The organism is Pseudomonas sp. P4_B3 (genome assembly GCF_056402295.1).
The window spans coordinates 120,914-144,480 of record NZ_JBFUHR010000016.1 but is presented as its reverse complement, the minus strand read 5'-3'; the positions used below and the strand labels follow the sequence as shown (position 1 = coordinate 144,480).

At 60.9% G+C, this 23,567-nt stretch carries 22 protein-coding genes and 2 pseudogenes; 10 read left to right on the top strand and 14 right to left on the bottom strand.

Going from position 1 to position 23,567, the window contains the following annotated elements:
- The 7 genes from AC1DWG_RS19695 to AC1DWG_RS19665 all read right to left on the bottom strand — a co-directional run.
- On the bottom strand, positions 1–704 hold a 704-nt coding region (locus AC1DWG_RS19695), incomplete at its 3' end, for a YeiH family protein (RefSeq protein ID WP_477788224.1).
- On the bottom strand, positions 701–1,027 hold the full coding sequence (locus AC1DWG_RS19690; protein WP_477763270.1) for a Rieske (2Fe-2S) protein: 327 nt from the start codon (positions 1,025–1,027) through the stop codon (positions 701–703). The genes AC1DWG_RS19695 and AC1DWG_RS19690, both read right to left, overlap by 4 nt.
- Positions 1,024–1,686 carry a DsbA family oxidoreductase gene (locus AC1DWG_RS19685; RefSeq protein WP_477763269.1) on the bottom strand — a complete coding sequence of 221 codons (663 nt, stop codon included), beginning with the start codon at positions 1,684–1,686 and terminating at the stop codon, positions 1,024–1,026. Before AC1DWG_RS19685 ends, AC1DWG_RS19690 begins: the two co-directional genes overlap by 4 nt.
- A complete protein-coding gene (locus AC1DWG_RS19680) occupies positions 1,683–3,014 on the bottom strand; it encodes an MFS transporter (RefSeq protein ID WP_477788223.1) in 1,332 nt (443 codons plus the stop codon). The genes AC1DWG_RS19685 and AC1DWG_RS19680 overlap by 4 nt, the downstream gene beginning before the upstream one ends.
- Before the next feature lie 92 nt (positions 3,015–3,106).
- Positions 3,107–4,159, bottom strand: a complete 1,053-nt coding sequence (locus tag AC1DWG_RS19675; RefSeq protein ID WP_477753533.1) for a beta-keto acid cleavage family enzyme — start codon at positions 4,157–4,159, stop codon at positions 3,107–3,109.
- Between the two features lie 103 nt (positions 4,160–4,262).
- The gene (locus AC1DWG_RS19670; protein WP_477788222.1) at positions 4,263–5,111 is read right to left on the bottom strand and encodes a TauD/TfdA dioxygenase family protein; all 849 of its coding nucleotides are present in this window, start codon (positions 5,109–5,111) and stop codon (positions 4,263–4,265) included.
- 13 nt (positions 5,112–5,124) lie between these two features.
- The gene (locus AC1DWG_RS19665; protein WP_477788221.1) at positions 5,125–6,105 is read right to left on the bottom strand and encodes a quinone oxidoreductase family protein; all 981 of its coding nucleotides are present in this window, start codon (positions 6,103–6,105) and stop codon (positions 5,125–5,127) included.
- Between the two features lie 205 nt (positions 6,106–6,310).
- Here AC1DWG_RS19665 and AC1DWG_RS19660 point away from each other — a divergent pair, with 205 nt between their 5' ends.
- Positions 6,311–8,233: an alkaline phosphatase D family protein gene (locus AC1DWG_RS19660; RefSeq protein ID WP_477788220.1), complete on the top strand. Its 1,923-nt coding sequence runs from the start codon at positions 6,311–6,313 to the stop codon at positions 8,231–8,233.
- Between the two features lie 119 nt (positions 8,234–8,352).
- Here AC1DWG_RS19660 and srmL read toward each other — a convergent pair.
- Positions 8,353–9,555, bottom strand: a pseudogene (srmL, locus tag AC1DWG_RS19655) (PheS-related mystery ligase SrmL).
- A gap of 194 nt (positions 9,556–9,749) precedes the next feature.
- Between srmL and AC1DWG_RS19650 the strand changes: the two are divergent.
- The 4 genes and pseudogenes from AC1DWG_RS19650 to AC1DWG_RS19635 form a co-directional block, all read left to right on the top strand.
- Positions 9,750–9,953 (top strand): annotated as a pseudogene (locus AC1DWG_RS19650) (CgnE/CgnB domain-containing protein); the annotation flags it as partial.
- A gap of 252 nt (positions 9,954–10,205) precedes the next feature.
- Positions 10,206–10,697, top strand: a complete 492-nt coding sequence (locus AC1DWG_RS19645; RefSeq protein ID WP_477763262.1) for a P-loop NTPase family protein — start codon at positions 10,206–10,208, stop codon at positions 10,695–10,697.
- Between the two features lie 206 nt (positions 10,698–10,903).
- Complete coding sequence (locus AC1DWG_RS19640; protein ID WP_056728535.1) at positions 10,904–11,158, top strand: type II toxin-antitoxin system prevent-host-death family antitoxin; 255 nt, start codon at positions 10,904–10,906, stop codon at positions 11,156–11,158.
- Positions 11,155–11,409, top strand: a complete 255-nt coding sequence (locus tag AC1DWG_RS19635; protein ID WP_015093589.1) for a Txe/YoeB family addiction module toxin — start codon at positions 11,155–11,157, stop codon at positions 11,407–11,409. Before AC1DWG_RS19640 ends, AC1DWG_RS19635 begins: the two co-directional genes overlap by 4 nt.
- Positions 11,410–11,417: 8 nt before the next feature.
- On the opposite strand, the gene AC1DWG_RS19630 is transcribed toward AC1DWG_RS19635, so the two are convergent.
- Positions 11,418–12,593, bottom strand: coding sequence for an acetylornithine/succinylornithine family transaminase (locus AC1DWG_RS19630; RefSeq protein ID WP_477763261.1), 1,176 nt, complete (start codon positions 12,591–12,593; stop codon positions 11,418–11,420).
- A 102-nt stretch (positions 12,594–12,695) separates the two neighbouring features.
- Here AC1DWG_RS19630 and AC1DWG_RS19625 point away from each other — a divergent pair, with 102 nt between their 5' ends.
- Positions 12,696–13,601 (top strand): LysR family transcriptional regulator, encoded by a 906-nt coding sequence (locus AC1DWG_RS19625; RefSeq protein ID WP_477788219.1) that lies wholly within the window; start codon positions 12,696–12,698, stop codon positions 13,599–13,601.
- 35 nt (positions 13,602–13,636) lie between these two features.
- Here the strand turns inward: AC1DWG_RS19625 and msrA are convergent, their stop codons facing one another.
- The 3 genes from msrA to msrB are packed head-to-tail and all read right to left on the bottom strand — an operon-like array spanning position 13,637 to position 16,702.
- Positions 13,637–14,344 carry a peptide-methionine (S)-S-oxide reductase MsrA gene (gene msrA, locus AC1DWG_RS19620; RefSeq protein ID WP_477788218.1) on the bottom strand — a complete coding sequence of 236 codons (708 nt, stop codon included), beginning with the start codon at positions 14,342–14,344 and terminating at the stop codon, positions 13,637–13,639.
- A 30-nt stretch (positions 14,345–14,374) separates the two neighbouring features.
- Positions 14,375–16,150 carry a cytochrome c biogenesis protein DipZ gene (locus AC1DWG_RS19615; protein ID WP_477788217.1) on the bottom strand — a complete coding sequence of 592 codons (1,776 nt, stop codon included), beginning with the start codon at positions 16,148–16,150 and terminating at the stop codon, positions 14,375–14,377.
- 33 nt (positions 16,151–16,183) lie between these two features.
- Positions 16,184–16,702, bottom strand: a complete 519-nt coding sequence (gene msrB / locus AC1DWG_RS19610; protein ID WP_477753543.1) for a peptide-methionine (R)-S-oxide reductase MsrB — start codon at positions 16,700–16,702, stop codon at positions 16,184–16,186.
- Positions 16,703–16,962: 260 nt separating this feature from the next.
- Here msrB and AC1DWG_RS19605 point away from each other — a divergent pair, with 260 nt between their 5' ends.
- The 4 genes from AC1DWG_RS19605 (at position 16,963) to AC1DWG_RS19590 (ending at position 21,728) form a co-directional block, all read left to right on the top strand.
- Complete coding sequence (locus AC1DWG_RS19605; protein WP_008000098.1) at positions 16,963–17,682, top strand: response regulator transcription factor; 720 nt, start codon at positions 16,963–16,965, stop codon at positions 17,680–17,682.
- Positions 17,679–19,199, top strand: coding sequence for a sensor histidine kinase (locus tag AC1DWG_RS19600; RefSeq protein WP_477788216.1), 1,521 nt, complete (start codon positions 17,679–17,681; stop codon positions 19,197–19,199). Before AC1DWG_RS19605 ends, AC1DWG_RS19600 begins: the two co-directional genes overlap by 4 nt.
- A gap of 175 nt (positions 19,200–19,374) precedes the next feature.
- Positions 19,375–20,079, top strand: a complete 705-nt coding sequence (locus AC1DWG_RS19595) for a hypothetical protein (RefSeq protein WP_477788215.1) — start codon at positions 19,375–19,377, stop codon at positions 20,077–20,079.
- 218 nt (positions 20,080–20,297) lie between these two features.
- Positions 20,298–21,728, top strand: coding sequence for an aminotransferase-like domain-containing protein (locus tag AC1DWG_RS19590; protein WP_477763257.1), 1,431 nt, complete (start codon positions 20,298–20,300; stop codon positions 21,726–21,728).
- Positions 21,729–21,747: 19 nt separating this feature from the next.
- Here AC1DWG_RS19590 and AC1DWG_RS19585 read toward each other — a convergent pair whose 3' ends face one another.
- Entirely contained in the window at positions 21,748–22,548 is an 801-nt protein-coding gene (locus tag AC1DWG_RS19585; RefSeq protein WP_477763256.1) for an N-acyl homoserine lactonase family protein, read from the bottom strand.
- Positions 22,549–22,562: 14 nt separating this feature from the next.
- A complete protein-coding gene (locus AC1DWG_RS19580; RefSeq protein ID WP_477788214.1) occupies positions 22,563–23,522 on the bottom strand; it encodes a diiron oxygenase in 960 nt (319 codons plus the stop codon).
- Positions 23,523–23,567: the final 45 nt, after the last annotated feature.

Sequence of the window (23,567 nt, the reverse complement as noted above, 5' to 3'; positions counted from 1 at the left end):
GTGACGATCACCGGCAGCAGCATGGCAACGCGCATCAGCTTGACCACCGTGGCCGTGTCGCCGGTCTCGGTCGACATGCTGTAGCCGGCGCCGACCACCTGGGCCACGTCGTGGATTGTGGCGCCGAGGAACACCCCCGCCACCTGCGGCGATAACTGCAGCCAGTTGGCGATCATCGGATAGACGATCATCGCCAGCGTGGACAGCGCCGAGACGCCGATCACCGTGAACAGTGTGGCGCGTTCTTTCTGCGGATGGTTCGGCAGTGCCGCCGCCAGGGCCAGTGCCGCCGAGGCGCCGCAGATGGCCGTCGCGCCGCCGGTGAGCATGCCGAACAGACGCTGGAAGCCCAGGGCCTTGGCCGCAACCACCGAAACACTGATGGTCACCACCACCAGAATCACCACCAGCGCTATCGGCTTCCAGCCCAGCGCCGCCATTTGCTCCAGGGTGATGCGCATGCCCAACAGCGCCACGCCGATGCGCAGCACGGTGCGGGCGGTGAACTCGATGCCGGCCTTGCACGGGCCGTCATCGGCGAGAAAATTCAGGGCCATGCCCAGCAGCAAGGCAAACAGCATGACCGGCGCACCGTAGTGCTCGGACAGGAACGACGCGGCGGCCGCCACGATCAGGCTGACGATAAACCCCGGTGCCAGTTCGCGCGTGCGACTGTGGATACGGGTGAGAGCAATGGCGCTCATGACGCGGACTCCTCGGATGCGATGACGATAAACGCCTGGCCGTCGATGTTCTCGACCGGGTAGTTGGTGACTTTGACCTGGGTGGAATTGAGCAGGTAGCCGCTGCGCAAATCGAAGCGCAGGCCATGGGCGCAGCATTGAATCACCCGCCCCTCAAGACGCCCGCCACACAGCGAGGCGCCCTGATGCGGGCAGCTGTCGTCGATGGCAAACAGCTGCCCGTCGACGTTGAACAACGCCAGGCTTTTGTCTTCGAATTCGAACAGCGCCCGGCCACCGGCCTGCGGGTGTTTGCCGGCAGGTACGGGAATGCGCCGGGTCATGCCGATTGCCGCTCGCGATCACTTTCTTTCAGTGCCTGGCTCATGGCTGCCAGCAATGTCTCGGCAGGCTGTGCGCCCACCACCGTCATGCGGCGGTCGAACTGAAAACCCGGTACGCCACTGCTCGCTCCGGAAAAGCCTTCAAATGGAGAGGCGTCGCCATTCAGGCAATCGGCCACGGCCCCCACTTCAATGCCGCAGGAGCGGGCAATGGCGAGCAAGGTCTCACGGCAACCGAGATCTTCGCCCTTCTGGAAATATGCCGCGAACAGGCGCTCAAGCAAGACGTCACTCTGGACAGCATTGCCCAGCGCACCGACACGCTCGAACAAACGATGAGCGTCTGCGGTGTTGGGCATGGTCGCGATGCGGCTGAAATCGATAGCCAACCCGACTGCCGCCGCAGCCTGCCGGACCTGGGCCTGACGCATGGCCACTGCGTCCGCATCGCCCAGGCGCTTGCGATAGAAATCGGCGAAGGGTTCACCTTGTACCGGCAGCTGCGGCAGCAACTGCACCCCGTGCCACACCGTGGTGATCTGCACATCCGGGTGGCGACTGCGAAACTGCACCTGCGCATGCTCCAGTTGGCGTTTGCCGATCAGGCACCAGGGGCAGATAAAATCGAAAAACACATCAATACGTAAACGACGACTCACAACTTCACCTCTATCCCGGCTGCACTGAAGGGCTCAGGCACGCTCTGACCCTCAAGCCGGGCGATATCTTTTTGGTAATGACACTTGGCATAGAAGAACACCGCTGCCGCCGCGAGGCTGACCAGTGGCACTAATTGGAAAGCGGCATGCAGGCCGATGAGGTCGGACACACGGCCAGTCAGGAACGGCCCGGGTGCCAGCCCCAGCAGGTTATTGGCCAGGGTCAGCGTGGCGAACGCCGTACCGTGGACGGAGTAATGGGTCAGGTTGGCAACCATCGCACCGGCGGGGCCGGTGGTGCCGGTGGCAATCGCCATGCCCAGACAGATCAGCGCCAGTTGCGCAGGCCCTGCCGACAATGCGAACGCTGCCGACAGCAGCAGGCAACTGCCCAGGCAAAAACCAATGGCCAGGCTGACCTTGCGCTCCGGCGAGTTCCGACACAGGCGGTCGCTAAGCATGCCGCACAGGATCATCCCCGCGCCGCTGCACAACACGATGATCGCCGCCATGCCACCGGCCTTGTCGGTGGGCATGTCGTAGTAGCGATTGAGGTAGCTGGGAATCCACACCATCACCGTACCGCCGACGAACAACTGCAAGCCGCTGGCGACGTAGGTCGCTACCACCGAACGGCTGGACCACAGCGTGCGCAGCGGACGCTTGACCGCGGCGGCCGTCTTGTTCGCAATCTGCGCGGCACGTTGTGGCGCAATGCGCGCCTCCTTGACGATGAGCGGGTAAAGCACCGCCAGAAACAGGCCAAACAGCGACATGCCGGCGAACGACCAGCGCCAGCCCAGCTTGGCGGCAATCGCACCGCCCAAAGCCATGCCCAACACCGAACCGAACATGCCGCCTGCCATGAAGGCACTGGCCAGGGTGGCGCGCATGTGTTTGGGGAACACCGAGATCACCACGGCGATGCCCACGCTGCCGTAGGCGGCTTCGCCGACGCCGACCATGAATCGCGCGATGAACATCTGCTGGTAGTCCTGAGCCAACGCGCAACCCAGGGTCGCCACGCTCCACAGAAAAGCCATCAGCGCCAGGCTCTTGACCCGGCCGAAACGGTCGGCCATCAACGACAGGGGAAACGTCAGCAGGCCGACCATCAGGGCCACGATGCCACTGAGCAGACCGAGCTGACCGTCGCTCAACGCCCACTCGCTCTTGAGCAGCGGGAATACCGCGTTCAGCACCTGACGCGACATGTAATCGGAAATCAACAGGCCGAACGTCAAGGCAAAGACGATCCAGGCATATTGGCGCGCAACGCCGACTCCGCCGGAGTCGTCATCGTCAGCGGCGATTGGGTGAAAGGCCATGCAGCCTCCTCAAGAGCTTTGTTTTATTTTTGTTATCAAGCGTGTAACGGTCAGGCGGACGAGAGGTCACGGCCTCTCGTCCCGACCCTCGGTCAGCCGCGTTGCGGCACGCCTTTCTGCCCAGCCTTGCGGTTGGGGGCCATGCCGTTGGCCAACAGGGTTTCTTCGATGGTTTCGTACTGCACGCCGATGCGGTAGATCTCGCGGGCTTCTTTGCCGGTGGCGATTTCACGGCCCAGTTCATGGGCAATGCGCACGGTTTGCCGGATCTGTGCAACCGAGCCGAAACGATCGCCCTTGTGATCAATGATAGTGTCTTCATTGCCCACACGCGGGTGCATGCCCATGGCCATCGACATGGTGTTGAATGGCATGACGTTCTTGAGCAGCGATTCGGAGGTCACAGTAGAACCGTCCGGCGCGCGGTGGAGGAAGTTGAAGAAGTTGAACGGATTCGGACCATCGAAACCGCCGCCGATGCCGATCCAGGTCAGGTTCAACGGACCTTTGTAGACGCCCCTGCGCACCAGACGCTCGAGGGTTTCCAAGGCATGCATGCCGGTCAGCTGGAAGTGTGGCTGGATGCCGTTGTCCATCAGGCGCTTGAGGTGCTCGGCAACCCAGGCCGGGCCAGCCGGTACGGTCATCTCGCTGTAGGCCGCCTGGATCATCGGGTTGGCCAGGGAGGTGCCTTCCAGGTATTCCGGATACAGCAGCTCCATGATGTTCATCTGGGTGGTGTTGATCGCGACCGTGACCTGATCCGGTTTCGGCGTCAGCTCGGCCAGCATGTGGCGAGTGTCGTCGGACAGCCACTTGGCCGCTTCACCGTCGCTTTCCGGAGCGAAGGAAATCGAGCCACCGACCTGGATGATCATGTCTGGCACGGCTTCACGCACACCGGCGATCAACTCGTTGAACTTCGACAGACGCTTGGAACCCTTGCCGTCCAGTTCGCGCACATGCAGGTGCAGCACGGTGGCGCCGGCTTCATAGCAATCGACCGCTTTCTGGACTTGCTCATCCATGGTCAGCGGGATGTCTTCCGGGAAGTCTTCAGGCATCCATTCAGGGCCGTACGGGGCCACGGTGATGACTACCTTTTCCATGTTTTCCGGGTGCAGGGAATCGTCGAAGAATTGCATGGTCTACTCCAGTTCTTATGATTGTCCCGCCCACCCGGGGTCGTGCCGGGCAGACGTGTTTACGAGTGCGAATGCTTTGAGTGCGGATGCAAGTGGCGTTCGATCAGAACGTCTTGTCGCCGATGATCCCGGCGCGATCCATCTTGCGATGGCACGGCGGGTAATCCATGACGGCGTAGTGCTGGGTACTGCGGTTGTCCCAGATGGCGATGCTGTTGGGCTTCCAGCGCCAGCGCACCTGATACTCGGGGATGTACGCCTGGCTGATCAGGTAGCGCAGCAACTCGCTGGCGCCGGGGTTGGCGTCCTGGCCAAAGCGCACCCGCTCAGGGGTGTGGTAGTTGCTGATGTGGGTGGTGAAGGCGTTGACGAACAGCACCTTCTCGCCGGTTTCCGGATGGGTGCGCACCACCGGGTGTTCGGCGTCCGGGTACATCGCTTTGAGCGCCAGACGCTTTTCGATCGGCATCGCCGCACCGAAACTCGCTTCGATGCTATGGCGAGCGCGCAGGTCGGCGATCTTGACCTTCACGTCTTCCGGCAAACGCGCGTAAGCCTCGACCATGTTGGCCCACATGGTGTCGCCGCCCACTGGCGGGCACTCCACGCAGCGCAGCACGCAGCCCATCGGCGGCGCCTCGCGCCAGGTGGCGTCGCTGTGCCAGGCGTTTTCGTAGCGGTCCGCCGGCTGGTCCGGTTTCTTGTAGATCTGTACCAGACCCGGATGCTCCGGATCGCTACCGGCCACCGGATGATCCTCCAGCTCGCCGAAGCGTCGGGCGAAGGCCACGTGCTCGGCGCGGGTGATGTCCTGATCACGCAGGAACACCACGCGGTGCTTGAGTAACTGGGCACGGATCTCGGCAAACAGGCCGTCGTCATGGACTGCGTCGGCCAGGTTGACGCCGATCAGTTCGGCGCCGATGGAGCAGGTCAATTGTTCGACTTTCATGGCTGGCCGCTCCTTAAACGACGAAAATCGAAGAGCCGGTAGTCTTGCGCGATTCAAGGTCGCGATGAGCCTGCACGGCGTCCTGCAACGCGTAGTGCTGGTTGATCTCGATCTTGATCCGGCCGCTGCCGACATGGTCGAACAGTTCGCCAGCCAGGGCGGCTTTTTCCGCAGGGTCGCTGATGTAGTTGGCCAGGGCCGGACGGGTCAGGAACAGCGAGCCTTTCATCGCCAGCATCACCGGGTCGAACGCCGGGATCGGGCCGGACGCAGTACCCACGCAGACCATCAGGCCACGGGGTTTCAACGAATCCAGCGAACCCATGAAGGTGTTCTTGCCGACGCTGTCGAACACCACGTTGACGCCCACGCCGTCGGTCAATTCGCGAACGCGAGCGGCGACGTCTTCATGGCTGTAATTGATCGTATGGTCGCAACCGTGAGCCCGGGCGATTTCCGCCTTTTGCTCGGTCGACACCGTGCCGATCACGTTCAAGCCCAGCAATTTGGCCCACTGCGAAACGATCAGACCGACACCGCCAGCGGCGGCATGCAGCAGAATGCTGTCGCCCGGCTTGAAGTCGTAGATGCGGCGCATCAGATACGAAGACGTCAGGCCACGCATGGTCATCGCGGCGGCGGTCTCGAAGCTGATGGTTTCCGGCAGCTTGATCAGCGGCGCAGCCGGGATCAGGCGCTCGGTGCTGTAGGCACCGAGGGTGTTGAGGAAACCGGTGTAGGTGACGCGATCACCGACCTCGACATTGGTGACCCCTACACCAACGGCCTGGACTACGCCAGAGGCCTCGACGCCCATGCCGTTGGGCAGTGGAATCGCATAGGTACCGTTACGGAAATAGGTGTCGGCATAGTTCAGGCCAACTGCCACATGACGAAGCCGAACCTGGCCCGGACCGGGTTCGCCGACTTCGACGTCCTCATAACGCAGGACTTCGGGACCACCGGTTTCGTAGAAGCGTACGGCTTTAGCCATTTTTCTTATTCTCCAATCTGCAATATGGGCGTGTTGCATCGAATTGCGTTGATTGGACTGTAGGACGAGGCCTGTCGGGACGCTTCTCATCAGACGACAATGGCTTTTCATTTGGTGACAGGCAGAAACGGGATCGTCCCAGACGGCCCCGCCGCCACCTGCGCTATCATCGCCCGCCTCGATACCCCAAGAGTCTTGAACCTGGATGTCTGACACCCTGCCACTGCTCGACGATTACCAAGCCTTGCCCCCGGTCCTGGCCGGCCCGCTGTTGCGGCGCCTGGAGCCCACGCGACTGGTGCTGTGGCTGGTGGGTTCCCGGGCGCTGGCGCTGACCTTGCGCTTGCAGGGCGTCGGCGATATCCGTCTGGATGCCGGGCAATGCGCGGTGATTGCAGTGGGGGCTCATGCCTATGTGCACTTGATCGATGTGCAACTCGATTGCGCCCTGCCCTGGGACGAGTCGATCGACTATGACCTGCTGATCGATGGCACAGAGAAAGGCATCGCCGACTGGGCGCCGCATTTGCTGTACGGCCATGCCCGATGCCCGAACTTCGTCCTGCGCGCACGGGTCGACCAGTTGCTGCATGGCTCTTGCCGCAAGCCTCACCACCCGGCGGTAGACGGCTTGCTCTGCGTCGACCAGTTGCTGGCGCAAAAGCACGACGCCAAGGATCGTCCGGCACTGCTGATGATGACCGGCGATCAGGTCTACGCCGACGATGTCGCGGGGCCGATGTTGCGGGCGATTCATGCCTTGATCGAGCGTCTGGGGCTGTTCGGGGAGCACCTCGAAGGCACGGTGGTCAACGACAGCGCCAGGCTCTACGAGCATCCGGCCAGTTACTACCACCGTGCAGATCTGCTGCCGTCGCTGCAAAGCAATGAAACCCTGCGCGAGCGGTTTTTCGGTGGCGCACGCAAGCCGATTTTCACCAGCAGCAGTGCCGACAACCATCTAGTGACCTTCGCCGAAGTCATGGCCATGTATGTGCTGGTCTGGTCGCCAACGCCCTGGACCTTGATCGCGCCCCAGGCACCGACACTGACGCCAGAAAGGCTCAAGCGCTACGCCCTTGAACAGACCCGCATCGATGCCTTCAAGGCAGGCCTTGGCAACGTCGCGCGGGCACTGGCGCATCTGCCGACGCTGATGATTTTCGACGACCACGACATCACCGATGACTGGAACCTTAGCGCGCAGTGGGAGGAAACCGCCTACGGCCATCCGTTCTCCCGGCGCATCATCGGCAACGCGTTGTTGGCGTACATGTTGTGCCAGGGCTGGGGCAACAATCCGGATGCGTTCGGTGCCCTGCTGGAAAAGGCCGGCGCGTTGAGCGCCAGCACACACCTGCGTCACCTCGACAGCACCGTTCAGGATGACTTGATCGATGATCTGCTGAAGTTTCAGCACTGGCATTACGTGCTGCCGACCACCCCGGCCGTGGTGGTGATCGACACCCGCACCCGGCGCTGGCGCAGCGAAATGAACCTCAAGCAGCCTTCCGGTTTGCTCGACTGGGAAGCCCTGAGCGAACTGCAACAGGAACTGCTGGACCACCCGAGTGCAATCATCGTTTCGCCGGCGCCGATCTTCGGCGTCAAGCTGATTGAAACCGTGCAGCGAATCTTCAGCTGGTGCGGTTATCCACTGCTGGTGGACGCGGAAAACTGGATGGCCCATCGCGGCGCGGCACAGGTGATCCTGAACATTTTCCGGCACTCACGCACCCCGGGTAACTACGTGGTGCTGTCGGGCGATGTGCACTATTCCTTCGTCTACGAAGTGCTGATCCGCCACCGCAAGGCCGGGCCGCGCATCTGGCAGATCACCAGCAGCGGCATCAAGAATGAATTCCCCGCCACCCTGCTCGAGTGGTTCGACCGCCTCAATCGTTGGCTGTACTCACCACGCTCGCCGCTGAACTGGCTGACCAAACGGCGACGCATGCGCATCGTGCCGCATGTCCCGGAACACGCCGAAGCCGGTGAGCGGCTATGGAACTCGGCAGGGATCGGGCAGGTGTTCTTTAATGACCTGGGGCAGCCGCAGACCATCTATCAGCACAACTCGAACGGCTCGCCGAAGACCCGGATGATTGCGCCGGAAGGAGATGATTGAGGTAAAGAAGACACCACAAAAAACTGTGGGAGCGACGGTGCGGCGAGCAGGCTCGCACACACTGGATTTCTGGCGTGTACTATTTCCAGATCCTGTGGGCCTGCTCTCGAAGAGGCCAGTTAAATATTGGGGGAATCCATTCTGTAACCCGCCCCCGCCGCACCTTCATGGAGTGCCACCTGAATGTTCGAATACAAGGCATTCGCCTCAGCAGTGGTGATTGATCGCGAACAATCACGCAGTACAACACGTAGTAGCACATTCTCCTGCCCCGGCAGCAATCCGAGGCGATCAATGGCCTGCAGAGGCAGTTCTGTGAACGCCCAGCGCCCTTTGATCTGCATTTCCTCGATCCAATCTGAACAATCGCCAGCTGCCTGCAACATCCTTTCAGTCAACACTTCCTCGCTCAGCCCCGGCGTTACCGCTAACGAAATATCACGAGTAATCGAAGGCAACCGAGAGACGGCGCGCCACGGATTCAGATCATGCATCTGTGCTTCTACTCGTTCGTTCTGATCACGCAGCAAACGAATATCCGGAATGCCTTTGCGCAGCATGGTCAAGCGATCCAATCCCATTCCCAGCGCCAGTCCTCCATGACGCAAAGGATCGATCTTCAGTCGCTCCAATAATTATTTGGCAATTCGACCGCACTCCAGAACCTCTACAGGGACGCCGTCATTCAACAGATTTACTTCGATCCCGCCCTCAGTGTAGTGATGCGGACTATCACTGTAGATCCAAGGCATATCAGGCACTGCGGATTTGAGGATATCGCCGACCAGGCAAAGTAAATGCTCATGCGTCGACAATTCAGGATCGCCGAGCACCCAGATATCCATTTGATGCGGTTCCGCACAATGCCAACGATCCCGGCTATCGCGACGAAAAGTGATACCAGGCGCGGCCAATAATATTGACTGCCCCGGTTGTCGTAGCTTGGCCGCTCGCTGAAGCGCAGACGGAATTTGGCTAGTGGTTTGCGTCCGTAACAGAGTCCATTCGTCAACCCATCGAGTGTGTGCACTTCCAAGCGTAATCTCAGATGGGTCATAACCAAGCAATCCGTAGTTTTCTTCAGCGGAGACAATTCTCGGCCCCGTCTGCACTTGCGCTTGTGGCCAGCCTTTATCCGTTAACCCTTGAAGGACCTCCTTGAGTAATAATCGAATGGCGTGATCGGGTGCAGCGGGCTCTGTTAGATCAGCCAGTAACAAGGCTTGGTGTACGGACGTATCTGTCAGATATTTCTTTGATTCCTGCACTACACAACCCCTTATTAACAACTGAATGTAGCCCCCCCGTAAAAAGCCCCCCATAGACCAACCTAACGATTTCAGATCGTCCACCACAACCAAATTCGGTGAAACACTAAATTTTCAGAAGAGGACTACAGCCACTGCTTACACAAATAACCAAGAGCTTCTTACAAGACACCTAACGAGCATCATTAATTCTAAAAAAACTTCAAACCAACGGCGGTTGCAGGAACTGAGTGCAACACGGTTATTGAATTGCAGAAGGACCTAGAGGCCTCAAGCTGACTGAGTTTGCTATTGGAGTAAACGACACAATCGCAAATAGCATTGACTACAAAATCAACTCTCAATTAAACGAAGGGATTAATGGCGTTCATATAGCAATTGGGGACGGTTCCTCTGGCTATCACATAGACTTCCTGAGCCCAGCAGTAAAGGTAAGCCCAACTCACAACTGAGCCAACCTGATCGCCCTCACCACAACCATCCACATCACAGCGATGTCTAAAAACTGACACTGTAAAAGGGCTTACAGAAAGGATGAGCAGTGAAGCACGGCAAGTTACCGATGAATCTCAAGGTGCGCAGGCCGGCGGATTCTGGTGTACCTGTAGGCTTGCCCGCGATAAGACCAGCACACCCAACATCAATGCTGACTGAAGCACCGCTTTCGCGAGCAGGTTCGTACCCACAATTGATCGGAGTCGCTCATGGACCTCACCCGCACCCTGATCATCGGCAACTCCGGTTCCGGCAAGAGCTGGCTGGCGCAGCGGCTGGCCGAGCAACTGCATGTGCCTTGGACCGATCTCGACCGGATTCACTGGCTGTCCGACGAACACAGCATCGCCCGCCCCCGAAATGAAGCATTGACCATGGCGCGGATCGCAGCCGAACAGGAGCGCTGGGTGATCGAAGGCGTGTATGGCTGGATCGCCTGCGAACTCCTGCCACGGGTGACTGCGCTGATCTGGCTGAGCGTCGGGGACGAGGATTGCGTGGCCAACATTCGACAACGCGAGACCGGGCGTGATGAACAGGATCTGTTGCTTATCGCCTTACTGGAGTGGGCGGGTAGTTATCGCCAGCGGCAGGGGTCAAGTGGGTTTGCGGCGCATCAGCGACTGTTCGAAGAGTTTTGCGGTGGGAAAATCCGTCTGCGGGATCGGGGGGAAATCGCGGCGCTGGTTCATCACTCGTAAATTTTCGCAGCTGTGGTCGGACAATCCTGATGGATGGCGTGTAGCTCAGAATGGGATTACATCAGTCACGGAAACGTCCTGAGGAACATTCGGCGATACTCGATACAAGCGTGGATGCACTTTCCACGCAACAACCGCTCGTAGGTATCGCCTTGCCAACATGTACTCATTTCTGTACGTTCTCTGCATCAAGCGAGGACAATCACATGGAAACCATCAACTACACCAACGCTCGGGCACACCTGGCGCAAACCATGGACCGGGTGAATGAAGATCGCGCCCCGCTACTGGTAACCCGTCAGAAAGGCGAGCCGGTAGTGATGATGTCATTGGCCGAATACAACGCTCTCGAAGAGACAGCCTATCTGCTGCGCTCCCCAGCCAACGCTGAACGCCTGATCAAATCAATCGGTAACCTGCGAGCGGGTAAAACCAAAACCAGGCAACTGATTGAAGAATGAATATCGAGTTCACTCCTGAAGCCTGGGACGATTATCTCTGGTTCCAGCAGAACGATAAGGCCGGGCTCAAACGTATCAACCTGTTGATCAAAGCTATCCAGCGTGAGCCTTTCGACGGACTGGGAAAACCCGAACCGCTCAAGCATAACTTGAGCGGATTCTGGTCACGCCGGATTACGGCTGAACATCGTCTGGTCTACGCCGTTGAAGACGGCGAAATACGCGTCGTGATGTGCAGATACCATTACTGAGCAGGACTTCATCCCTCTTTCACCACGCCCCTCACCCCCCTGACAATCATCTCCACCTCCCGCTCATCAATGGTCAGCGGCGGTAGCAGGCGAATGGTTTTGCCTCGCGTGACGTTGATCAGCAAGCCATGATCCCGGGCGGCGATCAGGCTCAGGTCGCGGATCGGTTGCTTGAGTTCGATGCCGATCATCAGGCCCTGGCCGCGGATTTGCGAGACGTTCGGGTTGCCCGCCAGTTCTGTACGCAATCTTTCGATCAGGCGTTCCCCCTGAATCCGGGCGTTCTCCAGCAAGCCTTGTTCTTCGACGATATCCAGCACCGTGCAACCGACCCGGCAGGCCAGCGGATTACCGCCGAAGGTGCTGCCGTGGCTGCCCGGCGTGAAGAGCTCGGCCGCCTTGCCACGGGCCAGGCAAGCGCCGATGGGCACGCCGTTGCCCAGGCCTTTGGCCAAGGTCATGACGTCCGGGACGATGCCTTCGTGCTGGAATGCGAACCACTGGCCGGTGCGGCCGATGCCGGTCTGGATTTCATCGAGCATCATCAGCCATGAGCGCCGGTTGCACAGTTCGCGCACGGCCTTGAGATAGCCTGGTGGCGCCAGTTGCACGCCGCTTTCGCCCTGGATCGGCTCCATCAGGATCGCCACGATCCGCGAGCCAAAGGCCTGTTGCACCTTGTCCAGCGCGTCGAGGTCGCCGAACGGCACTTTGACGAAATCCCCCGGCAGCTTGTTGAAACCCAGGCGCACCGCCGGGCCATCGCTGGCCGACAAGGTGCCGAGGGTGCGGCCATGAAACGCGTTCTCCATGACCACCACCAGCGGCTGCTCGATACCCTTGTGCCAGCCATGCAGCCGGGCGATTTTCAGTGCGGTTTCGTTGGCTTCGGCCCCGGAGTTGTTGAAGAACGCGCGGTCCATGCCCGCCAGCCGCGTCAGTTTCTGCGCGAGCCGTTGTTGCCAGACGATGCTGTAGAGGTTCGAGGTGTGCAGCAGTAACCCAGCCTGTTCAACGATGGCGGCAACGATTTTCGGATGGGAGTGGCCGACATTGGTCACCGCCACACCGGCGACCGCATCCAGGTATTCGCGGCCGGCCTGATCCCACAGGCGAGTGCCCAGGCCCTTGTTGAAACTCAAGGCCAAGGGTTGGTAAGTGCTCATCAGGCAGGCGGCGGTCATGACATCAAGCTCCAGCAAGGGTCGGTGTTTTTGCAGTATGGTTAGCCACCAGAGCTGGATAAACACCGTAAAACTTCAATCATTTAAAAGTAGAGATTGATAATGGATCTGTTCCAGGCAATGACCGTCTACGTGAAAGTGGTGGAGACCGGCAGCATGACCGCCGCCGCCTTGCAGTGTGAAATGTCCACGACCATGGTCGGCAACCACCTCAAGGCCCTGGAGCAACGGCTGGGTGTGCGCCTGCTCAACCGCACGACGCGGCGCCAGCGGCTGACCGAGTTCGGCGCCGCGTATTACCAGCGCTGCCTGGAAGTGTTGGGGTTGGTGGCCGATTCCGAGCGGCTGGCCGAGCAGGCTATGGACGAACCAAGCGGCATCTTGCGTATCACCGCGCCCCTGACCTTCGGTACCGAGCGCCTGGCGCCGGCACTGAGTGAGTTCAGCCGGCAAAACCCGCGGGTGAAACTCGACGTGGTCCTGACCAACCGACGCCCGGATCTGTTGGAAAACGGCCTCGATGTGGCGTTTCGCCTCGGCGCGCTGGAGCCTTCCAACCTGATCGCCCGCCCGCTGATCGACTACACCCTGACCATGTGCGCCTCACCGGAATATCTGGCCCGTCGGGGCACACCGAAAACACCTGAAGACCTGCGACACCACGACTGCCTGTCCTTTGCCTATCCGGCCGGCGATGACTGGCAATCGGTGCAAAAGGAATGGCGCCTGGCCGGTCCCGATGGCGAAGTCAGCGTGGGGGTCAGCGGGCCGATGCTGATCAACAGTTCGGCCGGACTGCATCAAGCCGCGCGAACCGGCATGGGCATCGTGATGATGCCCGATGCCTTGGTCGAACAGGACCTCAAGGACGGAAAGCTGCTGGCCTTGATGCCCGACTACTGCCCGCCCAGTCGACCGATGCACCTGGTCTATGCCCAGGATCGCCACCGTTTGCCGAAACTGCGGCGTTTCGTCGAATTCGCCGTCCAGATGTGGGGCAAGCACTAGCCGGCCGAACAGGCCATGCAGTTGCTGATCGCCATTTACATCCCCGCCTTCACCAGCACCGGCTGTTCCTGATAACGATTCGGGTACAGCTGCTTCAACTGCGCGACCTTCGGCAAATCGTTGATCACGATGTACGGATAGGTCGGATGCTCGGTCAGGAAATCCTGATGTTCTTCCTCCGCCGGGTAGAAACCGTTGAAGGTTTCCAGCTTGGTGACGATCGGCTTGTCGAAGGCATGGGCGGAGTCGAGCTGGGTGATGTAGGCCTGTGCGACCCGCTGCTGCTCGGCACTTTTGGTAAAGATCGCCGAACGATACTGGGTGCCACTGTCCGGCCCCTGGCGGTTGAGTTCGGTCGGATTGTGCGCCACCGAAAAGTAGATCTGCAGCAAGGTGCCGTAGCTGACCTGAGCGGGATCGAACGTGACTTCGACCGATTCTGCATGGCCGGTGTTGCCGTTGCTGACGCGCTCATATTGCGCGGTATTGGCCGCCCCGCCCGCGTAGCCGGAGACGGCATTCTTCACACCTTTGACATGCTGGAACACCCCTTGAACACCCCAGAAACAACCACCGGCGAACACGGCGGTTTCACTATGGGCCTGGGTGGTTTCGTCGAGGGCCGGTGGTGGGATGATCACCGCCTCTTCGGCACCGCCGAACGAGAAGGCCGAGCATTGGCTGATGATGCCGGCAGCCGCCAGCCCCAACAGGGTACGGCGCCAGGTAAAGAGGGTTTTCATGGGGCGAACTCCTGAAGCGTTGGAAAGTAATCAGCCGAAGGTGAAGGCGTAAGCCGACGCGCCCGGATCAAGAAACTCGATGCTGAAGGTCCGGTCGGTCACGCCGCCGCTCTGGCGCACCAGTTGATACAAGCGCTGGTCGGTCACGGTGCCGCTGCCATCGGGGGCCACGTCCATGCCGTGGTCGTCGCCCGGCGCCTTGCCGTCGATCAGCACCTTGAAGCGCACCGGTTTGCCATCGGCGCCAGGGCCGAGCACCAAATGCAAATCACGGGCGTGGAAGCGATAGACGATGCGGCTGGCCGGTGCGCTGGCGGTGGCCCGCTCCGGGCCGACATGCCACTGGCCGTCCAGGCTCCAGTCGTTGAGGCCCAGTTGCGTCGGCGGGTTGTAGGCCGCCAGCTTGTCCGGCACCAGCGCGGTTTCCGGCACGAAATGCTCGGCACGTTGATAGCCGACGTAGGTTTCCGGCGACTGCACTTCGCTGTTGTCCGGGGCCATTTGCACGCCGTCGGCCTTGGCGTTGATCAGCCCGTCCGACACCTTGGTCGAACCGGCCTCACGCAGCAATTGCTGAATGATCCGCTCCGACTCGGCGTACGCGCCTTCGCCGAAGTGGTGATAACGAATACGTCCCTGGGCGTCGGCAAAGTAATGCGCCGGCCAGTACTCGTTGTTGAAGGCGCGCCAGATCTTGAATTCGTTATCGATGGCCACCGGGTAGGTGATGCCCAGATCCTTCATGGCTTTGGTGACGTTGCTGACGTCGCGCTCGAAGGCAAACTCCGGCGCATGCACACCGATCACCACCAGGCCCTGATCGCGATATTTTTCGGCCCAGGCTTTCACATAGGGCAGCGAACGCAGGCAGTTGATGCAGGAGTAGGTCCAGAAATCCACCAGCACGACCTTGCCTTTCAAGGCCTGGGCATCGAGGGGTGGCGAGTTGAGCCATTGCACGGCGCCGTCCAGCGGCGGCAGGTTGCCTTCGACCGGCAAGGTGCCTGGGGATTTCTCGGCCACTTGCACCGCGCCCTCAGAGGTCGTGTTCTGCGCTAGTAGCGCCCCGCTGTTACGCGGCGATTTGCCGGACAGTTTCTCCACCAACGCTTGCTCAATTCCGCCGGTCGACGCTGTGGAAAACCGAGCCAGAACGCCGGTATCCAGGCCCAGGGCAATCGCCGCCACACCGGCCAGCATCGCCGCTCCAAGACCGCGACGCACCCATTCGCCCGCACCAATCGAGCGCTTCATCGCGGTGAAGACTTTGCCGCCCAGCAACAAGGCCAGCGCGAGGGACGTAGCGGCACCGGCGGCATACGCCAGCAGCAAAAAGGTGGTTTGAATGCTGGCGCCTTGCAGCGCTGCACCGGTCAACAGCAAACCGAGGATCGGCCCGGCGCAGGGCGCCCACAACAGGCCGGTGGCCACGCCGATCAGGAGCGAAGCACCGGGACGTGGCCGCGCATCGGCACCCGCCGCCTCCGACAAACGACTGCCCGCCGCCACCAGCGGCCGGGTCAGGCGCTCAGCCAATTGCGGCAGCAACAACGTCAGACCGAACAACGCGACGAACACCAGCGCCAGCCAGCGTCCGTACTGGTTGAGCTGCACCACCCAGCCACCGCCCACCGCCGCCAATGTGGCGACCAGCGCGAACGTCAGCGCCATCCCCACCAGCAGCGGCAATCCACTTTTGACGAAGGGTTGCCCGGTGCGGGCGAAGACAAACGGCAACACCGGCAGAATGCATGGGCTGACAATCGTCAGCACACCACCGAGATAAGCGAGGACCAGCAGCCACATGGCGATTACCTGCAAAAAGTGAGTGGTAGGGAATCACACCGTCTTGGGCACGAATTTCATCGCCAGGCCGTTCATGCAATAACGCAGGCCGGTGGGTTTCGGGCCGTCGTCGAAGACATGCCCCAGATGCCCGCCGCAACGCCGGCAGTGAACCTCTTCGCGGACCATGCCGAACGCACGGTCCTGGCGGGTCGCCACGGCCTTGTCCAGCGGCGCCCAGAAACTCGGCCAACCGGTGCGGCTGTCGAATTTGGTCGCCGAGGAAAACAGCAGCAACTCGCAACCGGCACAGACGAAAGTGCCATCGCGGTGCTCGTTGTTCAGCGGGCTGCTGTAGGCCCGTTCGGTACCCTCTTCGCGCAGGATGTCGTACTGCTCGTCACTGAGGATGGCGTGCCATTCTTTGTCACTGTGGGTCACTTCGAATGCCTCCGCTGCGCTGGCCTCGCTGATTAATGCGGTGCCTGTGGAAAACTTCGGCAACAGGCCGATCGCCAGGGTTGCCACCCCCAGTCCGCCGCTCACTAGAAGAAATTGCCGTCGTGAAAACATGCTCGTCTCCAAAAAATCCAGGGGTGTTTCATGGAACACAGCCTAGGCTTTGGGTGATCGCCAAATCCTCACGGGAAGTTAAACAATTCGTGATAACTCGGACCCCGAAAAACCCGCACAATGCCTGTGCAAATGTAGGAGCGAGCCTGCTCGCGATGGCGGTGTGTCAGCCTCCATGAATATTGGATGTGGATCCGCTATCGCGAGCAGGCTCGCTCCTACAGAGGCATTACGCACAATGCGCTGAAGGATTGAGCTGTATGGAACAGACCAAACGCGTCCTGGTGGTCGAGGACGATATGCATATCGCCGACCTGATCTGCCTGCATCTTCGCGATGAGCAGTTCGAGGTGGTGCACAGCGCCGATGGCGATGAAGGCATGCGCCTGCTGCAGCAAGGCAACTGGGACGCACTGGTCCTGGACCTGATGCTGCCCGGTGTCGACGGCCTGGAAATCTGCCGCCGCGCCCGGGCCATGGCCCGCTACACGCCGATCATCATCACCAGCGCGCGCTCCAGCGAAGTACACCGGATTCTCGGCCTGGAACTGGGTGCCGACGACTATCTGGCCAAGCCCTTTTCCATGCTTGAGCTTGTGGCCCGGGTCAAGGCGCTGCTGCGCCGGGTCGATGCCATGGCGCGCAACCTGAAGATGGACGCCGGCAGCCTGCTCACCGACGGCCTGGCCATCGACCCGATCACCCGCGAAGTGTCCCTCGACGGACGGCGCCTGGACCTCACGCCCCGGGAGTTCGACTTGCTGTATTTCTTCGCCCGCCAACCCGGCAAGGTGTTTTCGCGCATGGACCTGCTCAATGCCGTGTGGGGCTACAGCCACGAAGGCTACGAGCACACGGTCAACACCCACATCAACCGCCTGCGCGCCAAGATCGAGGCCGACCCGGCGCAACCGGTGCGCATCCTCACGGTCTGGGGTCGCGGCTACAAATTCGCCACCGGTGAGGAGCCGCAGCCATGAGGCTGACCCTGACGCAACGCCTGTCCCTGGTGTTCGCCGTGCTGCTGCTGGTGTGCTGCGGCACCTCGGCGTGGTTGCAGGTGCGCTCCAACCAGATGCATGAGCAGGAAGTGGTGCAAGGGCTGTCCCGGGACCTGGCGCAGCACATCGCCAGTGACACGGTGCTGATGGACACCCAGGGCCTGATGCCCAACGCCGTGCGCGACCTGTTCAGCAAACTGATGCAGGTCAACCCCAGCGTCGAGGTGTACCTGCTCGACTCCGCAGGCAAGATTGTCGGCAGCGCCGCGCCCGAAGGCCGGATCCGTCGCGAACAGGTCGACCTGGCGCCGATCCAGCGCTTGCTGCGGGGCGATGCCCTGCCCATCCTCGGCGACGATCCGCGCAGCGTCGATGCGCGCAAGGTGTTCAGCGCTGCACCGCTGAAGGTTGAAGGCAAGCCGGCCGGTTATCTCTACGTGGTGCTGCTCGGTGAAGATCACGACCGCCTGGCCGAGCGCGGTGCGACCAGCGCGGCGCTCAACACAGCGCTGTTGTCCATCGGACTGGTGGCGCTGCTGTGCCTGATCGCCGGTCTCACCGCGTTTGCCCTGATCACCCGGCCGTTGCGCCGCCTGACCGAAACCGTCAGCCAGTTCGACATCGATGGCGTGCCGGTCACACCGGCCCTGCCCGTCGCGGTGGAAAAAGCCGCCAGCCACGATGAAATCGCCGTGCTCGATGCCGCGTTCCGGCAGATGCAGGCACGCCTGGGCGAACAATGGCGCTCGTTGACCCGCCAGGATCAGGAGCGCCGCGAACTGGTGGCGAACATCTCCCACGACTTGCGCACACCGCTGGCCTCGCTGCACGGTTATCTGGAAACCCTGTCGCTCAAGGACACCACGCTGTCCCCTGCCGACCGCCGTCGCTATCTCGGCATCGCGCTGGATCAAAGCCGCAAGGTCGGTGGTCTGGCGCAGTCGCTGCTGGAACTGGTGCGCCTGGAGCATGGCTTCGTGCAGCCGGTGCTGGAGCGCTTCTCCCTGACCGACCTGGCCCAGGACATCTTCCAGAAATTCGAACTCACCGCCGAAGCGCGCAAAGTCGAACTCAAGGCCACGTTCGCGCCGAATGCCTCGGCGGCCTGTGCTGATCTCGGCTTGATCGAGCGGGTGCTGACCAACCTGTTCGACAATGCCCTGCGCCATACCCCGCCGGGGGGCGAGGTCGAACTGGGCCTGCGCCCGCAAGGCTCATTCATCGAAGTCACGGTCAGCGATACCGGCCCCGGCATCGCCCCGGAACTGCGCGAAGGGTTGTTCCTGCGGCCGTTCAATATCGGCGGCGCACGGCGTGATGGCGGGCTGGGGCTGCGGATCGTGCATCGCATCCTGCAATTGCACGGGCGCGAGATTCAGTTGATCGATATGCCGGAGCGCGGTGCGACGTTCCGGTTTTCGTTGCCGATCGACGAGGAAACGGCGACTGCCTTGGCGGTGCGGTCGATGAACCTGAATACACCGCGGCAGGCCTGACAGTCCGAGGCGCCTGCATCGCGAGCAGGCTCGCTCCTACATTAGGGGAGCAAAAAGATGACCAGCCGCCTGTTGATCCGTGACAACGCCGCCCCGGTCCAATAGATTAGGCGACCTGAAAAAGCCCCCGGGCTTTCTCGCCCCTATTCAAGTTCAAAGAAGTAGTGAAATTTCAATGTCCGATTCCAACACCGCTGAATCCGTAGTCACCCTGTCGTCCAAAGCGGAATACGAAAACTCCATCAATCTTTCACAGCACGTGCCCCAGGCCAAGACCATCAGCGAGATGGTGCTGGACGCTTTCCAGTCCACCCGCGAAAGCGACCAGATCCGCGAACTACGCGCCGCGATCCGCCAGGCCCACGACAGCTTCGACGATGACAAAGCCTACGAACTGATGGGCGAACTCAAGCAGCTCAAGGACGCCGAAGCCGCCGACATCGCCGCCCTCGAAGACCTGAGCAGCAAATTCCCGATCAGCCGCATCCTGTCCAGCTTCAAGGACGACCCGGCGTTTCAGGAAATCGTCTACGGCCTGGCCCTGAAGGTGCTGAACCAGACGCACCAGGCCATCAGCAACCCGAGCGGCGGCAAGAGCAAAGCCGCCAAGGCCAAGAAAGAAGTCGAAGTGTTCACCATCAGCAAGGACGGCATCAGCGTCACCTTGCCGTTGCGCACCCCGCGCTCGCGCCTGAACGTCGACCGTGAAGCCCTGGAATTCCTCGGTTTCACCTTCGTGGGCGAAGGCGAAGAGGCGGAGCTGGAAAGCGAGACGTTCCTGAACAACAGCGGTGCCGAACAGGCCGTCAACCGCAAGAACATCATCACCGCCCTGCAGCAGCAGACCGCGTTCGACGGCTATAGCATCGCTGCGCAGTAAGGCGACCTCGCCACAAGGTCTTCAGCGACTGACTCAAGAGCCCCGCCATCAGTGCGGGGCTTTTTATTGCCCGTGATTCGGGCAAATCCGCGATTACTCTTCCAGTATCGACGCCAGAACCACACTTCCCTTCACCCATGAGCACCACGGGTCCGCCTGCAGGGAGCGTCAACTCACTTTCCAGCCCAGACCTCGGTGGTGCAACTGCTGAGGTCATCATGAACACGACCCCCTTGTATCGCCAGTTGGCCAACCATTACCTGGACGCTATCCGCAGCGGCATCTTGAAAACCGGTGAACGCCTGCCCTCGATCCGGTTGATGATGGAAAAACACGCCGTAAGCCTGTCGACCGCCGTGCAGGTGTGCCGGGAACTGGAAGACTATGGCGTACTGGAAGCCCGGCCGCGCTCCGGCAACTACATTCGTCAGCCCGACACCGTGCCCAGGCGCGCCCCGATTGCCTTGGCGCCAACGCTGGATACCAGCATCTATGTCGGCATCCATGAACAGGTCTCAGCGGTGCTCAAGGCCAGTCAGCGCGCATCGATCAAGGTCAACTTCGCCAGCGCCTACTGCGCGCCCGAGCTGTATCCGCTGAAAACCTTGCAAGACAACATGATCAAATCACTGCGCTTGGCCCCCTGCCTGCTCGGCACCGCGGGCGGCGCCTGCGGCAACAGCGCATTGCGCAACATCCTGGCCCGACGGGCACTTGCCAGCAGGACCCACCTGGCCCCCGAGCGGATCGTGATCACCAACGGCGCCACCGAAGCGATCAATCTGGCCTTGCGCGCGGTCACCCGCCCCGGCGACACCGTGGCCGTGGAGTCGCCGACGTTCTACGGTCTGCTGCAAATTCTCGAAAGCCTGAACCTGCGGGTGCTGGAAGTCCCGGCCTCAGCCCACACCGGGCTCAATCTGGCGGCCCTGCAACGGCTGCTGCAAGGCCCCGAGCGGATCAAGGCATTGATCGTCATTCCCAACCTGCAAAACCCGCTGGGCAGCATCATGCCCGACGCCAACAAGGCACGTCTGGTGAAACTGTGCGCCGAGCACAATACCGTACTGATCGAAGACGACACCTACGGCGACCTGGTGGACAGCGAGCAGCCGCTGTCCACGCTCAAACATTGGGACCGCACCGACAACGTGATCTATTGCGCCTCGCTGAACAAAACCCTCGCCCCGGGCATGCGCCTGGGCTGGATCAGCGCCGGCAAATGGCACGAGCGCGTGGAAATGCTCAAGCATACGCAGTCACGGGGGTGCGAGGCGTTATCACAATTGGCGGCCAGCGAATTCATGCGCACACCGTCCTACGAACGTTACCTGCGGCGTTTGCGCAAAACCCTGACCGTACAACGCGAGCAGATGAGCGCAGCGATCACCCGCTATTTTCCCATCGGCACCAGCGTGACCCACCCGCAAGGCGGCACGCTGTTATGGGTGGAGTTGCCTCGCCGGCATTCATCGATGGCGTTCTTTCACGAGGCGCTGAAGGTCGGCATCCAGATTTCCCCTGGGGATATCTTTTCCAATGCCAAGCGTTTCGATCACTTTGTGCGCATTGGCTGCGGGGCGCCGTATTCGCCGCGGATTGATGAGGCGCTGCAGACGCTGGGCAAAATCCTGACAGCGCAGGGTTAACCACACCTCCTACGGAGGGTTACAGGGGAGGTTGGTGCAGGCAAATGATATGCGGGTCGTCATTCCAGTGCGGGAAACGCTCGGCGATCAACGGGTCGTGACCGGGGATGACGTGGTCTTCGCTGTCGGCCAGGCGATCGATCTCGGTGAAGGCTTCGAGGGTTTGCGCCAGGTCATCGAGAATCGGAAACGGACTGCGCTCACGAATGTTGACCCACAGGTGCGCAGCATCCGAGGCCAGCACAATCCAGCCGCGCTCAGTATTCACCCGCACCACCTGACTGCCCGGCGTATGCCCGCCCACCGGGTGCAGCGTTACGCCGGGCAGTACCTCGACAACACCGCTGTGCAAACGCATCCGCCCTTCGAACAGCGGCGGCAGCGCCGACATCACATCCTCGACCTCGTAGGTTTTGTTCACCGTGCGATGGGCCATTTTCGGCCCGGTGCAGAAACGCAGTTCCGCTTCCTGCAAATGCACGATCGCCTTCGGGAACAGCCCGAGGTTGCCGGCATGATCCCAATGCAAATGGGTCAGGATCAGGTGTTCGACCTGCGCCGGATCAATGTCCAGTTGTCGCAGGGATTCTTCCGGCAGGCGATACATCTGGCGATTGCGCCGCTGCGCCGTGGCCGGTTGAAAACAGGTGTCGACCACGATCACCTGCTGCTCGTTGCGGATGACCCAGAAGTAGTAGTCCAGTGGCATTGGCACATTCGGATCACCGCAGCAGGCGTCATAGAGAAAGTTCTCTTTGGCGGTGCGCTGGGCATTGGCACCGACGCGGATGGCGAACACTTCGTACACAGGCATGGGCATAGACACCTCCGGATTCAGGCCGTTGCGGTGGTTTTGAGAGTCGGACGGAAGTCGAAATCGATCTGCTCGCTGATACCCAGGTCATGGGCCAATTTATGCAGGCCACTGTAGTCACGCATGATGTTCGCGTTCCTGTTGCTCTCGCGGGTGTCGGCAATGATCAGCGCTGCATCCTCGACCCCAAGCTGCGTCAGAATCGCCTCCCACATCGAGTAGTCCTGGGCGATAAAAGCACTCAGCGCCACCGACAGGTTGCGTGCGAAAAATTCCCGCTGGGCCGGCTGCATGTTCGCGTACATGACCTTCGCCACTTCGGCCAGCACCTTGCTGTGGGCGTACTCGTCACGGTTGTGCAGTTCGGCCACCCGGCGATTTTGCGGCTGGATGGTCTGGTCGTCCGCCAGCAAGTCGAGATAGGCGTTGACGCTGATCTCGGCCACCACCGCAAAAGTGATCGCCGCCAGATCCCGCTGCCATTGCTCGGGCAACTCTGCATGCAAAGCCTTCAGGCGCAGGTAAGTGACGGACGGCGGCAGATCCAGGTCCTGATCCAGCGCCCGCTCCAGTTTGGTCCGCTCGATGGCGCGCAGGTGCATCAGCGTGTGGTAGTGCTCGTCAATCAGGGTCTGTTGCATGGCCTCGCGAAAATGCCAGTCGTCCTTGCCAAGGTACTGATTGGCGATGACGCTCAGCGCCGGATTGACCACATGCTCCTCGGCAGTGACAGTGCGCAGGTTGTAGCCGATCCAGCCCCAGGTCACCACGCTGCTCTTGAGTTCGTCGCTCAAGGCCTGGAATTTCGGATGATGGAAAAACGGCACCATGCATTCCGGGTAATCCGGGCGCGCCGGGTCGAACACTTCTTCGACCTGGCCCCTGTCCGGCGAACACACCGTGGCGCGCTTGGTCCAGGCCTGGTTGAGCCGCACGATCAGTTGATGATCGACCTGGGCGATCTCGATTGCTGTTTGCATGACGCGATACCTGTAAGGCGCGTACCCGCCAAAGGGTACGCCGAA